This is a genomic window from Asticcacaulis sp. (assembly GCF_047605585.1).
GTDB lineage: Bacteria > Pseudomonadota > Alphaproteobacteria > Caulobacterales > Caulobacteraceae > Asticcacaulis.
In genome coordinates this window covers 804,395-817,896 of sequence record NZ_JASGFK010000001.1, presented here as the reverse complement: position 1 = coordinate 817,896, position 13,502 = coordinate 804,395, and the positions used below count along the sequence as shown (strand labels likewise).

Genomic DNA, 13,502 nt, shown 5'->3' with positions numbered 1-13,502 from the left:
CCTTAAAGGGTGCAGGCGCAGGCTCAGGCTTGGTTCGTCTCGTGCGAATCACCTATAAGGCCTGTTGTAATTCAAGGTGCCGGTTATGACCGAAGCGACAATGAAGGGTATCCGTGTTCGTGGCATTCGCGCCTGCGTGCCGGCGGAGACGCGCGACCTGGCAGCGGAAAACATTATCCCCGATGAAGCGGAACGCGAACGGCTGATCGGCTCGATCGGTGTGCGCTCGCGCCATATTGCCCGTCCGGACATGCTGACCTCCGACCTTTGCCAGAAGGCCGCCGATGGGCTGCTGGATGAGCTGGGGTGGGCGCGTGATACCATCGATGTGTTGATCTTTGTCACGCAGAGCGCTGATTATGTTATTCCTGCCACGGCCTGCGCTCTGCAGGCACGTCTGGGCCTGGGGTCGTGCCTCGCCTTCGATATCAATCTGGGGTGTTCGGGCTATCCTTACGGCCTGTGGACGGCGGCCAGCCTTTTGAACAGCATTGCTGTGGCGGATCGTCCGGCGCGCGCCCTGGTATTGTGCGGCGACATCAGCTCGGCGCGCATGGTGCCGGGTGACCGCAGCGTGATTCCGCTGTTTGGAGACGCGGGTACGGCGACACTTCTGGAAACCGATCCCGACGCACCGGAAATGTTCGGTGTATTCGGTACGGATGGTTCCGGCGTCGAGCATATCATCATTGAAGCCGGCGCTCTCAAAACGCCCTTGTTGCCGCCTGCCGAACCACACGCCCCTGAAGTGGTCGCGGATCTGTTCCGCCGTTCACGTCTGCATCTCAATGGCACAGAGGTTTTTAATTTCACGCTGAAAAACGTGCCGGCCCTGGTGAAGGCCATTTTCGCCACTTCGAATGCCACGGTCGAGGATGTGGACTATGTGGTGTTCCATCAGGCCAATGTTTTCATGCTGAACCATCTGCGCAAGAAGTCCGGCTTGCCGGAAGAGAAGGTGCCGATTGCCATGGAGACCTTCGGCAATACCTCCTCGGCGTCTATTCCCCTGACCATCGCCGCGAAACTATCGGAGGCGTTTGATCAGCCGCGCGAGCTGGCCTTCGTTGGCTTCGGGGTTGGCTGGTCATGGGGCGCCATGAAGCTGACGGTTGGTCCGATGGTGGCCCCGCAGGTCGTGGAAATGGCCTGATGTATCAGGAACGACTTGGCCAGATACCGGCGGATCATTATTGGCGCGAGGACGTGTTCGCCGCTGAAATCGAGCATGTCTTCAAGCCGTCCTGGCTGTGCGTCGGCTATATGTACGATCTGCAGAACGACAAGGACTTTATCACGGCGCAGTTCGGTCCGCATTCCATCGTGGTACAGAATTTCGGCGGCGAACTGAAGGCTTTCCGTAATGTCTGTTCGCATCGTTTTTCGAAAATTCAGTGCGGCAAGGGCAACCGCGTGCTGCAATGCCCTTACCACGGCTGGACCTATGATGGCGCCGGCAAGCCAATCGGTATTCCGCTCAACAAGCAGAGCTTCGGTTTTGACGAGGCGGACAAGATCAAACTGTCTCTCGAATCCTACGCTCTGGAAGTGGTTGGTCACTTCGTCTTTGTGCGGATGAAATCGCCAGGCCCCTCCCTGCGTGAATTTCTCGGCAGCTTCTATGACGACCTGAAACATGTCAGTGAGGTCTGTCCGGACCATTTCGAGCAGGAAAGCCATGACTGGGCGGCCAACTGGAAGCTGGGTATGGATAATGCCGCCGAAGGCTATCACGTGCCGCTGGTTCATGCCGACAGCTTCGGAGTTATCCTGAGCATTGATCTGCAAATTCAGACCGACGCCGAGCACAGCCGCTATGTCGGCAATCTGAAGGAACGGTCGTTGAAATGGTGGGGTCAGGTGTCGAAAAGCATCAAGCTGGAGCCTTCCGAGCGCTACCCGCAGTATGGCAACTTCCTTATCTTCCCCAATATCGTTGTCACCTTTTCGGCCGGGTCTTTCCTGACCTTCCAGACCTTCGAGCCAACGGGGCCGCAAAACCTGCGTATCCATTCTAATTCCTGGCTGGCGAAGAACAACGGCCGCGCGGCGCGTGGCATGGTGATCGACAGCTTGAAAACCTTCTCCGAACAGGTGCGCAACGAGGACCGCGATATCTGCGCCATCGCCCAACTGGGAACGCGAGATGCGCCGCCTGACCGTCCGCCGGTGTTGTGTGAGCTGGAAGGCCGTATCGCGCATTTCCAGAAGGCCTATGCGAAGCGCATGGATGGAGTTCTGTAATGACTGTTGCTTTCAACCCGATGTCCCTTGAAGGTCGGACTGTCCTGGTCACCGGCGCCACCAGCGGTATTGGTCGAGCCACGGCCATTTATCTGTCAAGGCTGGGCGCGCGCGTGGTGGCCTCAGGCCGGAATGAAGAGCGCCTGAACGTGGTCATGGCTGAACTGGCAGGGGAGGGGCATATCGGCCGCCTGTTCGACTTGGCCCAGATCGATCAGATCGTGCCGTGGCTGAAGGCGCTGTGCGCGGAAATCGGTCCGCTCAATGGCATCGCTCATTGCGCCGCCGTGCAGGCGACACGTCCGATTCAGGCGATCACGGCCGATTTCGTCGAGAATGCCTTGACGCAGAATCTCGGCGCCTCCCTGATGCTGGCGCAGGCCTACCGCCTGAAAGCCTGCCGCGGAACGCCGGCCTCGCTGGTCTTCTGTTCATCTTCGGCGGCGTTACGGGCGGCGCCGGGCAATGTCGTCTATGCCGCTACCAAGGGGGGGCTGGTTTCGGCGGTCAAGGGGCTGAGCCACGAGCTGGTGCGCGATGGCGTGCGCGTCAATGCCGTGGCGCCGGCTATGGTCGACACGCCGATGGCGGATAATTTCCGCAATATCGTTTCTCCGGAAAAGTTTGAACACGTCATCAGCCTGCAACCGCTCGGCCTGGGGCGGCCGGATGATGTCGCCGCCGCTATTGCCTATCTGATTGCCGATACCGGCCGCTGGGTGACCGGTACGGTGCTCAATGTAGATGGCGGGTTCCTGGCGTGAGCGAAACGGTGGCGGCCTCTCTCTCAAGACCGTCGCGCCGGATGTCGCTGGCGTTGCGGGAAGGCCATTCGCGCGGGTCGCTCAGCTATCTTGAAATGGGCAATCCGGACGGGCCGTGTCTCGTGTTCATTCATGGTTTCGGTGCTGATCTTCTCGCCTGGCATATGTGTCTCGTGCCCCTGGTGACGGAGTTCCGTCTGGTGGCGCTGGATTTGCCCGGGCACGGACGCTCGACCCTGGATGTCGGCGATGCCAGTCTGGAAGCCATGACCGAATGGCTGGACGAGGCACTGGACCTGCTGGATGTGCGCGAAGCGGGATTTGTCGCGCATTCGATGGGGGCGAAGATCGCCCTCGGTTACGCCTTGCTGAGGCCTGAGCGCGTCAGTAGACTGGCTCTGATCGCGCCTGCGGGATTGGGGGGTGTCGCTGACCACGGGGCGTTAAACCAATGGCTGCAAAGCCCGTCTCTTGAGCGCGCTGAAGCTTTTGCCCGTCGGCTGGCGGCTCCCGGTCGTGAAGACCTAGTTCGGGTTCTGGGCGCCGGCATGATGGATACGGTGGCGAATCCGCAACGCCTCGACGCCCTGAGATATCTGCTGAATGTGAATGAAGGCGGCGCCATGCCGTCTTTTCAATCCAATGCCACCTTCAATGGGGGAGAACTGACGCAGTTGCGCTGCCCGATACTTGTCATGCGCGGCGACCATGATGTTATTGTGCCGCCGCCGCACGAGGGCAGCCTTCCCCTGCATAGCTGTATCCGGCTTCTGCCAGGCGTTGGCCATCTGCCGCATATGGAAGCACCTCGTGAGGTTATTGCTGAACTCAAGGTCTTTTTCAGGGGATAAGCATGCGCCTGTTTATCCGGACGGAAGCCTCGACCCAGATCGGCATGGGCCATTTCATGCGCTGTTTCGCCATCGCTGAAGAGGCGTGGGCGCAAGGTATCGAGGTGACCTTCCTGCTCAATGCCCTAGATGAAGCGGTGAGTACGCGGCTGACGCAGATCGGCGCCAGAGGCATTGCCGTCGATGGGCCTTTAGGAGGCGCCGCCGACTTCATGGCGATGAGCGCTTTATGCTTTACGCGCCAGGACTGGCTGCTGATCGATAGCTACGCCGCCACTGAAGACTATATCACGCTCCAGAAAAACGCCGTACGTGTGGCGGTGATCGATGATCTCAATGCGCTGGCGCATTTCGATTGCGACCTGATCGTCAATCCGGCCCAGGCGGCGCGGACGATTGACTATGAACGCAAGACCAGAGCCAAGCTCCTGTTGGGTGCAGACTATGCCCTGATCCGCAGGGAGTTTTCTGAGCCGCCTGTAAGCCCCCGAAGCGGCGCGATTACCCTCATGTTTGGCGGCAGCGATCCGATGCAACTGAGCGGTAGATGCGCTGAAGCCGTGCATATTGCTCTGTCGGATACGAGCATCCGGATCATTGCCGGGCCGGCCAACCGACATGGCGAAAGCCTGATGGCGCTATCGCGAACAAACACGTCTATTGAGGTTTTCTCTTCGCCCGCACGTGTGGCCGATGTGTTGGCAGGCAGTGATCTGGTGATCACGGCAGCTGGCGGCAGCGTGGGGGAGGTGGCTGCGATGGGCTTGCCGGCCCTCGTTCTGGTGGTCTATGACAATCAGGCCGCGGCGCTGAAGGCCTGCCCGTTTCCGGTCATCGATGCGCGCCATGGCCTGCCGGGAGATCTGGGGGCGCGGGTGAAAGCGCTGATGAATGATCCTGACCACCGGGCCGAAATCGCCCGCCGGGCCCATGCGGTGGTGGATGGTCTGGGGCCTGAGCGCATACTGGAGGCCATGCGGCATGTATGATTTCCTGTCCTATCGTCCGGTTGTGGCTGACGATGCCCGCATGTTGCTGGACTGGCGCACGGCGCCGCATATCACGCAATATATGCTGACCGATGTGCCCTATGATATCGTGCGCCAGACCGCCTGGATCGAGCGTTGCAACGCGCGTGACGACTATCAGCACGCCATCATCCGCATCGAGGGTCGTGATGTCGGTTATGCCTCGATCACCGTGACCGACCGGCACTCGCAGATCGGCGAAATCGGCGTCTATATTGGCGATCCTGAGGCACCTAAGGAGCTGACCATCTACAATTTCGTCGGCACCTTGAACCATGCCTTTTTCACCATGGGCCTGCACAAGCTGGTCAATCATATTGTCGACTGGAACAGCCGCACGGTGCGCCTGCAGCAGTTCAACGGCTATACCCACGTCGGCGTTCTGAAGGATCATGCCCGAAAGGGTGACATTCGCCACGACCTGCATATTTTCGAGCAGTCGGCGGTGAACTGGGCGGAATTTCGCCGGAAATTTAACGATAATCGTAACTGGTGGGGCGAAGAAACCGTATATAAAGGGTGAAGGAGATACCACATGACCAAATCAGCTCTTGGCTTCGATCTCACCCCGCCGACGGATGCGCAAAAGCATGAGCTGGCCGCGCGTCTCGATCCGGAAGCCCGCCGCATCCTGCTCAATGCCGGTACCGAGCCGCCCTTCTGCGGCAAGTTCGATGAATATGAGGCAGAAGGCACCTATATCTGCAATCTCTGTGACCTGCCGCTGTTCGATAGCCGCGCCAAGTTCCATTCCGGCTCCGGCTGGCCGAGCTTCTACCAGGGCATAGACAAGGATCATATCCGCAATATCGTCGATCGCTCGCACGGCATGACGCGCATCGAAATCCGCTGTGCCCGTTGCGATTCCCATCTGGGGCATGTTTTCGAGGATGGGCCGCGCCCGACCGGCCTGCGCTACTGCCTGAATTCGGTGGCGATGGAGTTTGTGCCCGAAAACCAGCCCCTTCCGGACCGCCTGCACCGTGGCGCGCCGGAAGGCGAAGTTCTGCACTTACCGTCCGCGTAAGGAAGAAATTCACGATTTTACCGTAGGTTGCGTCCTCTCACAGTGGGGCGCAAATGCAGAAGCTATTGCACGGAGTGATGAATCTGAAAGCCCGAACCCTGTTCGGGCTCGTGTTCGCGGCGGGTTTCGGCCTGTTGCTGGCTATCCTGATCCTGCTGCATTCGTCGCTAGGCATGGTCGCCGAAAAGACCAACGAACTGGATTCGCGCCGCGCGGAAGAGACCGCGCAGGCCGCCATTACTACCGCTATAGACAATCTCTCCGCCACCCTGACCGATAATGCAGTGTGGAATGGGGCTCAGGAAGAAGTTTACCGCCGGGGCATCGAGCCCAGGTGGCTCTATTCGACCTGGGGTAACAAGGCCAAAGATCAGAATGCCTATGACGGCATATTCCTGCTGGATTCGGATTATCGTATCCTGTGGGGCTATATCGACGGCAAGCCCTATCCGGGCGGCAGTATCGCCCGCTTCGGCGCCGGCTTTAACGCGCTGATCAAGGCCGATCCGGCGCAGATTTCCTCGGGCGAACGCGTGGCCGTGGGGCTCTCCGAAACCTGGAAGGGGCCGGCCATTGTCGGCCTTAGCCTGATCCGCCGGTCGGATTCCGGTATTGACAGCCTGGGTGAGGCGCGGCGCTATCTGGTGATGACGCGCCACCTGACGCCCGCCATGCTGAAGCCGATCGGCGCTACCTTCGGTCTGGCCGATCTGCGTCTGGCGCCTTCGGGAGCAGATATCGTTCCCGCCAAGGCGCTCCGCAGTCCGGCAGGGCCGATCGGACAATTGACCTGGAAGTCGCGCAAGCCCGGCATGGAAGCGGCCCGCGCCGCCGCCTGGGGGATCCGCAAGGTGGCCCTGGCCACGGCCCTGATTATCTTACTCTTCACGGCCGCCAGCGCCTTCGGTCTCTACCGTCTGTCGAAGAGCGAGAAGCTCGCACGCTCCTTTGCCATGACGGATGGCCTGAGCGGCCTGCCCAATCGACGTGCCCTGTTCGAACTGGTGCAGAAGTCGAAATCCGGCCGCGGGCCGGTCTACAAGACCGTCGTCTACCTCGATCTCGATGGCTTCAAGGAGGTCAACGACATCTATGGCCATGCCACGGGCGATAAGCTGATCATGATCGTGGCGGCCATGCTGAAGGGCATATTGCCACCGGGCGCCATGCTGGCGCGCATGGGCGGCGACGAATTCGCCATGGTGTTGACCGGCCCTGAGGCCATGAAGCCTTGTCTCGATTTCGCCAAAGCCATTCTCGATTTTCTGGCCAAACCGGTGCGTATCGGGGAACGCAGTCTGCAGGTTGGCGCCAGCATTGGCATCGCCTCGGCCGATATCAAGCAGGTGCGCAGCCAGGAACTTTTCCGTCGCGCCGACATGGCGATGTACGAATCTAAAAACGCCGGCAAAAACCGCATCACCCTTTACGATGCCGAACTCGATGCCGAGCGCCTGCGCAAGGCCAATATAGAGGCTGGCATCCGCAAGGGGCTGGATAATGACGAGTTTGATGTTGTCTACCAGCCGATCATCGATGCCCGCACCGGTGCCATGTGCAGTGTTGAGGCGTTGGTACGCTGGCCGCGCCGCCCGGAAGGACCGATGTTCCCGGACCAGTTCATCGATGTGGCGGAATCGAGTGGCCTGATCCATCCGTTGGGCCAGTTCGTGCTCAGGAAAGCCTGTCTGGATCTGGGCGCCGTATCGGGATTGCGCCTGAGCGTCAACCTGTCGCCAGCGCAGTTCCGCGATCCGGAACTTGAGGCCAAGGTAGCGAGGACGCTGGAAGAAACCGGCTTCCCGACCGATCGGCTGGAACTGGAGGTCACCGAAGGCTATCTGATCGAAAATCCGGCACGTGCCATTGCCGCCATCGCCAATCTCAAGGCGCTGGGCGTTTCCATGGCGCTCGATGACTTTGGTACCGGCTATTCCAGCATCGGCTATCTGCGCCGTTATGCGTTCGACAAGATCAAGATCGACAAGTCAATGGCTGGAACCGTCGACCGCGATCCGCAGGCCGCCGCCCTCGTGGCGGGCACGGTTGCCATCGCCCAGGCGCTGAATATTTCGGTTACGGCCGAAGGTGTGGAGACGGAAGATCATGTCCGCCTGCTGAAACTGGCCGGCTGCCAGTATATGCAGGGCTATTATTACAGCCGCCCGAAACCGCTGGCGGAAGTATTGAAATTGCGCGAAGGTATGATGGAAGTCGCATAGGCCAATAAAAAAGCGGTCCCTTTCAGGACCGCTTTTCATTTATCCGTATTCGGACGATTTAGCCGGCGAACTGGTAAGCCGTCTTCACGATGGTATAGAATTCTTTCGCATAGGCGCCCTGTTCGCGCGGGCCATAGGACGAGCCCTTACGGCCACCGAACGGCACGTGATAGTCGACGCCGGCGGTCGGCAGGTTGACCATCACCATGCCGGCTTCCGAACGGCGCTTGAAGGTCTCGGCCGACTTCAGCGACGAGGTGCAGATGCCGGCCGACAGGCCGAACTCGGTGTCGTTGGCAACCTTGATGGCTTCTTCCAGGTCCTTGACGCGGATGACCGAGGCGACCGGACCGAAGACTTCTTCCTTGTTGATCGCCATGTCCGGGGTGGTCTTGTCGATCAGGGTCGGGGCGTAATAGTAACCGGGGGTGCCGAAGGTCAGGTCTTCGCCGCCCGAAAGGATCACGCCGCCTTCGGCCTTGGCCTTGGCGACCGCGTCACGGGCGATCTGGAGTTGTTCCTGGCTGGCGATCGGGCCCATCTGGACGCCATCGGCGCGCGAGTCGCCGACCTTGATGGCCTTGGCAGCCTTGGCCAGTTCTTCCACGAACTTGTCGGCGATGCCTTCGGTGACGATGATACGCGACGAGGCCGTGCAGCGGTGACCGGAGGAGAAGAAGGACGAGTTCAGCACCGAATTGACGGCGATGTTCAGGTCGGCATCGTCGAGCACGACGACCGGGTTCTTGCCGCCCATTTCGGCCTGGATGCGCTTGCCCTTGGCGACGGCGGCGTCACGGACGCGGGTGCCGGTCGGGACCGAGCCGGTGAAGGAGATGGCGTCGCAGCCGTCGATCAGCAGCGGGCCGGCGACCGAGCCGCGGGCGAAGACGACGTTCAGCACGCCCTTGGGCAGGCCGGCGCGGGTGAGGATGTCGGCCAGTTCCCAGGCGCAGGCCGGGGTCAGTTCGGCCGGCTTGCAGACGACCGTGTTGCCGAAGGCGATGGCGGGAGCCATCTTCCAGGCCGGGATGGCGATCGGGAAGTTCCACGGGCAGATCAGGCCGATGACGCCGACCGGTTCACGGGTGATTTCCACCTTGACGCCCGGGCGGACGGAATCGAGCACTTCACCATGGGCGCGCAGGGCTTCGCCGGCGAAATACTTGAAGATGTGACCGGCGCGGGTGACTTCGCCGATACCTTCCGGCAGGGTCTTGCCTTCTTCGCGCGACAGGAGCGCACCGAGTTCGGCCTTGCGGGCCAGGATCTCTGTGCCGGCGTTGTCGAGCACGTCGAAGCGCTGCTGTGGGGTCGAGAACTGCCAGGTTTTGAAGGCTTCGCGGGCGGCGGCGATGGCCGCCGAAACCTCGGCTTCACCGGCGGTCGAATAGGTGCCGATGATGTCGTTGGTGTCCGAAGGGTTGATGTCGTTGAAGGTCTTGTCGATGACGACCCATTCGCCGTTGATCAGATTGCCTTTAGTGGTCATGGCCGAAGCTCTCCTGGGATGTGTGGCATTATAAGCAAGCACTGGAACGGCTCTATAGGCCGTCATGTTAGCGCTCACAAGTGAATGTTGTGCGCTTTTATATAGTCAGACAATATGCATTTGTCATCGGCGCGAGCCCGCGATTTCGAAATAATTCTCATAAGCGGCTGATCATGTGTTCGATCTGGATTCCCGCGATCTCGGGCAGGGCGGCCAGGCGGTCCGTCATGCGACGCGCCTCACCCGGCGTCAAGCCTGTCAGGCGGAAGCGGTACTGGAATGTATCGGCGAAGCGCGATTGCTTATACCCGCAGATTGCCCGGTCGATGCGGCCCGCGATATCGAAAGGCTCGAGCGCGGTCAGAGTAATGATGTGGTGCAGGTGTCCCGCCAGTTCGGCGGCCATCAGGTCATCGGGCTCGGTAAAGAGGGTACGCGCGTTCAAGGTCTGGTCCCTTAAGGATCAGGAGTCTCGAAAGGGAAGGCAGGTCTGTCCCGTTTCGTTGCCGGTCATCGGCCGCATCGCCGCCGGTCAGGCGGCCGCCACCTTGCCCGGAAAGGCAGGTTGGCGCGGAGGGTATCCGCTCTTGATGCGTGGCCTCTATATCGCCGCTATGTGACAGCTTCAAGCAAAATCGTATACGTTTTTGTTAACGGCTGTTTTGCCGAAAATTTTTACTGAAATCTTTTTAGTGAAATTTTGGGAAACGCCTTTTGAGATGCATTGCCTTCATATGCTGATAAAGCGCATGTGACGCCGGATTTTGGCGCGACAGATAAAGGCGTGTTTCCCATGGCTATTCCGTTTATTGACCTCGGCATCCAGCGCGAACGTATCGGCGCGAAGATCGAGGACGCCGTCCTCAAGGTGATCAAGCACGGCGCCTATATCATGGGCCCGGAGGTCAAGGCGTTCGAGGCCAATATGTCGGCCTTCGCAAAATCGAAGCACACACTTTCCTGCGCCAACGGTACTGACGCCATCGAGCTGATCCTGCTGGGGCTTGGCGTTGGCAAGGGCGACGCGGTGTTCGTACCGGCCTTCACTTTCGTGGCGACTGCCGAGGTGGTGCCGATGACTGGCGCCGAGCCGGTGTTTGTCGATATCCAGCCGGACACTTACAATATCGATCCGGTGAAGGTCGAAGCCGCCATCGAAGCCGTGATCAAGGAGGGCCGTCTGAAGCCGGCCGCCATTATCGCGGTCGATCTGTTCGGCCAGCCGGCCGATTATCCGGCCCTGTCGGTCATCGCCCAAAAATACGGCATCCATCTGATCAGCGACTCCGCGCAAGGCTTCGGCTGCACCATCGATGGCAAGCAGCCGCTGGAATGGGCCGTGGCGACCGCCACCAGTTTCTATCCGGCCAAACCGCTGGGCTGCTATGGCGATGGCGGCGCGGTGGTGACCAATGATGACGACCTGCTGGAGCGCCTGATCTCGTTCCGCGTCCATGGCGGCGCCACGCCGACCGACGCGGCGACGATGAACTATACCCACGAAGCCAAGTACCTGAATGTGCGTATCGGCATGAATTCGCGCCTCGATACCATCCAGGCGGCGGTGCTGGTTGAGAAGCTGGCCATCTTCGGCGAGGAGATTGAGCTGCGTCAGAAGGTGGCGAAGCGCTACAACGAACTGCTCGGCGGCAAGGTGATCTCGGTCCCCTTCGTCAAGGAAGGTTATGTCTCGACCTGGGCGCAATATACCATCGAGCATGAGAACCGCGACGCCCTGCAAGCTCACCTGCGCGAAAAGGGCGTGCCGTCGGCGGTCTATTATCCGATCCCGCTGCACCAGCAGCCGGGCTATTCCATGTTCACCTCCGGCACCGGCGACCTGGCGGTCTCGGAAGCCAAGTCGAAGACCGTGATCAGCTTGCCTTTCAGCCCTTACCTGGATGAGGCGACACAGGATGAAATCGTCGCGGCTGTTCTCTCTTTTAAAGGGTGAGTGACAGATTGCCTGCATCGGCGGTCAATATGACGGCCGGATGCGGTATTTTGTCGTGCGGTCGTAAAATTTCTCAAATTTTGCGGGCGGGCGGGAAAAATTTGTCTTTTAATCGCGGCAATCTTCCGCTATGGACAAAAAATGCCCTCCATCTCGCGTGTGCAAACCCGCGGACTTTGTCCGTGGTCGGACAGCGATGTGCCGCTTGGGTGTAGGTTTTTAGGGGACTGAACGGACTATGGCGATGATACAGGCCAGTGTTGCAGCGACGACGGCGGAAGCGGCGAAGCCCGTTCTGCTGGCGCATCAGGCTGCGCTCGATCTGAGCGCGGGCGATGCCGGCTGGATGCTGGTCGCGACCTGTCTCGTCCTGTTCATGACCCTGCCGGGCCTGGCGCTCTTCTATGGCGGTATGGTCCGCAAGAAGAACCTGTTGTCGACCCTGGCGCAATCGGTTGCCACCTCGGTCATCGCCTCGGTGATCTGGATCTTCATCGGCTACAGCCTGACCTTCGGCGTTGGCGGCGGTGACACCGGCAGCTTCCTGAACAAGATCATCGGCGGATTCGATGTCGCCCTGCTGAATGGCGTCAAGCCGGACACGGCTTACAGCGCCGCGCCGCACCTGCCGGAATATCTCTGGATTGCCTACCAGATGACCTTCGCGATCATCACCCCAGCCCTGATCGCAGGTTCGATCGCCGAGCGCATGAAGTTTTCCGCTTTTATCCTGTTCATCGCCCTGTGGAGCGTACTGGTCTATGCGCCGGTGGCGCACTGGGTCTGGGGCGGCGGCTTCCTCGGCCAGATGGGCGTGCTCGATTTCGCCGGCGGCGCCGTCGTCCACGTCAATTCCGGTATCGCCGGCCTGGTTGCCTGTCTGGTGCTCGGCAAGCGCAAGGGCTTCGGCCGCGACAACATGGCACCGCATAATCTCGGTTACACCATGATCGGCGCTTCGATGCTGCTGGTCGGCTGGATCGGCTTCAATGCCGGTTCGGAATGGGCGGCGGACTCGCTGGCCAGCGTTGCCATGCTTAACACCATCGTTGCCGCCATGACCGGTGCGGTCGGCTGGGTGTTGCCTGAATGGATCGAGCGCAAGCAGCCGACCCTGCTCGGCATGGTGTCGGGCCTGGTGGCCGGTCTCGTCGGCATCACCCCGGCCGCCGGTTTCGTCAATCCGACCGGCGCCATGGCCATCGGCCTGATCACCGGCGTGGCCTGCTATTTCGGCACGACCTATGTCAAGAACCTGTTCCGCTACGATGATAGCCTGGATGCCTTCGGCGTGCATGGCATCGGCGGGTTTGTCGGCGCTCTGCTGACAGCCATCTTCGTGGATAAAACAATTAATACAGGCGATGCGGCGGCGCACGCCACAGTGCTCAAACAGTTCATTGGCCTTGTGGTGGTCATCGGCTGGAGCGCGGTAGTCACATTCCTCATCCTCATGGTCTGCAAATACACAACAGGCCTGCGTGTGACAGAGGAACAGGAGATCGAGGGCCTCGATCAATCGCAGCACGGGGAGACCCTGCACGGATAAAATCAAAAGGCTGAAAAGCTGGACTGAGATTTCCCCCTCGCGATTGACCTCAAGGCCCACCCCACACGGGGCGGCCACGGGATCAGCCGAGGGGGTTTGCATGTCATGGTATCGATGTGCAAAAGAGTTCCGAAGGGCTTACCCTTCGGCAAGGCCAAGTGGCCGCCCGAGCCAAGAAACGTTTTTTGGGCGAGGGAAGCCATGCGGCGCTTGAGCTACTGGTATCGAATGATACCATCGCGGTAAATATGTCATCTGTGGTAAAAAAGCCGCCGAAGACAAGTCGCGATAGGGATTTGAACTTTTCTTTATTGGGCTTTTGCGCTTTTAGCAGGCTTTATAAAGAGTATGGGCCGGCAACGGCTGCAGTG

The 13,502-nt window shown here is 60.0% G+C and carries 12 protein-coding genes and 1 riboswitch; of the genes, 10 read left to right on the top strand and 2 right to left on the bottom strand.

Features of this window, described 5'->3' with window-relative positions:
* The first annotated feature begins 85 nt into the window (after positions 1 to 85).
* The 8 genes from QM647_RS03830 to QM647_RS03795 all read left to right on the top strand — a co-directional run bounded on the left by QM647_RS03830 (position 86) and on the right by QM647_RS03795 (position 8,136).
* Positions 86 to 1,153, top strand: a complete 1,068-nt coding sequence (locus QM647_RS03830) for a ketoacyl-ACP synthase III (RefSeq protein WP_414994147.1) — start codon at positions 86 to 88, stop codon at positions 1,151 to 1,153.
* Positions 1,153 to 2,244 carry an aromatic ring-hydroxylating oxygenase subunit alpha gene (locus tag QM647_RS03825; RefSeq protein ID WP_414994146.1) on the top strand — a complete coding sequence of 364 codons (1,092 nt, stop codon included), beginning with the start codon at positions 1,153 to 1,155 and terminating at the stop codon, positions 2,242 to 2,244. Before QM647_RS03830 ends, QM647_RS03825 begins: the two co-directional genes overlap by 1 nt.
* Positions 2,244 to 3,008, top strand: a complete 765-nt coding sequence (locus QM647_RS03820; protein WP_414994145.1) for an SDR family NAD(P)-dependent oxidoreductase — start codon at positions 2,244 to 2,246, stop codon at positions 3,006 to 3,008. Before QM647_RS03825 ends, QM647_RS03820 begins: the two co-directional genes overlap by 1 nt.
* Positions 3,005 to 3,859 carry an alpha/beta fold hydrolase gene (locus tag QM647_RS03815; protein WP_414994144.1) on the top strand — a complete coding sequence of 285 codons (855 nt, stop codon included), beginning with the start codon at positions 3,005 to 3,007 and terminating at the stop codon, positions 3,857 to 3,859. The genes QM647_RS03820 and QM647_RS03815 overlap by 4 nt, the downstream gene beginning before the upstream one ends.
* Positions 3,860 to 3,861: 2 nt before the next feature.
* The gene (pseG, locus tag QM647_RS03810; RefSeq protein WP_414994143.1) at positions 3,862 to 4,848 is read left to right on the top strand and encodes a UDP-2,4-diacetamido-2,4,6-trideoxy-beta-L-altropyranose hydrolase; all 987 of its coding nucleotides are present in this window, start codon (positions 3,862 to 3,864) and stop codon (positions 4,846 to 4,848) included.
* A complete protein-coding gene (locus QM647_RS03805; protein WP_414994142.1) occupies positions 4,841 to 5,410 on the top strand; it encodes a GNAT family N-acetyltransferase in 570 nt (189 codons plus the stop codon). Before pseG ends, QM647_RS03805 begins: the two co-directional genes overlap by 8 nt.
* A gap of 12 nt (positions 5,411 to 5,422) precedes the next feature.
* A complete protein-coding gene (gene msrB / locus QM647_RS03800) occupies positions 5,423 to 5,914 on the top strand; it encodes a peptide-methionine (R)-S-oxide reductase MsrB (protein WP_414994141.1) in 492 nt (163 codons plus the stop codon).
* A 77-nt stretch (positions 5,915 to 5,991) separates the two neighbouring features.
* Positions 5,992 to 8,136, top strand: coding sequence for a putative bifunctional diguanylate cyclase/phosphodiesterase (locus tag QM647_RS03795; RefSeq protein ID WP_414994140.1), 2,145 nt, complete (start codon positions 5,992 to 5,994; stop codon positions 8,134 to 8,136).
* 58 nt (positions 8,137 to 8,194) lie between these two features.
* Here QM647_RS03795 and QM647_RS03790 read toward each other — a convergent pair whose 3' ends face one another.
* The gene (locus tag QM647_RS03790; protein WP_414994139.1) at positions 8,195 to 9,628 is read right to left on the bottom strand and encodes an aldehyde dehydrogenase family protein; all 1,434 of its coding nucleotides are present in this window, start codon (positions 9,626 to 9,628) and stop codon (positions 8,195 to 8,197) included.
* A gap of 157 nt (positions 9,629 to 9,785) precedes the next feature.
* The gene (locus tag QM647_RS03785; protein WP_414994138.1) at positions 9,786 to 10,073 is read right to left on the bottom strand and encodes a hypothetical protein; all 288 of its coding nucleotides are present in this window, start codon (positions 10,071 to 10,073) and stop codon (positions 9,786 to 9,788) included.
* A gap of 44 nt (positions 10,074 to 10,117) precedes the next feature.
* Positions 10,118 to 10,227, bottom strand: a riboswitch (SAM-I-IV-variant riboswitch).
* A 194-nt stretch (positions 10,228 to 10,421) separates the two neighbouring features.
* On the opposite strand from QM647_RS03785, the gene QM647_RS03780 reads away from it, so the two are divergent.
* Together QM647_RS03780 and QM647_RS03775 are read left to right on the top strand one after the other, a co-directional pair.
* Positions 10,422 to 11,582, top strand: coding sequence for a DegT/DnrJ/EryC1/StrS family aminotransferase (locus QM647_RS03780; RefSeq protein ID WP_414994137.1), 1,161 nt, complete (start codon positions 10,422 to 10,424; stop codon positions 11,580 to 11,582).
* A 238-nt stretch (positions 11,583 to 11,820) separates the two neighbouring features.
* Positions 11,821 to 13,131 carry an ammonium transporter gene (locus QM647_RS03775; RefSeq protein WP_414994136.1) on the top strand — a complete coding sequence of 437 codons (1,311 nt, stop codon included), beginning with the start codon at positions 11,821 to 11,823 and terminating at the stop codon, positions 13,129 to 13,131.
* The last annotated feature ends 371 nt before the right edge of the window (positions 13,132 to 13,502 follow it).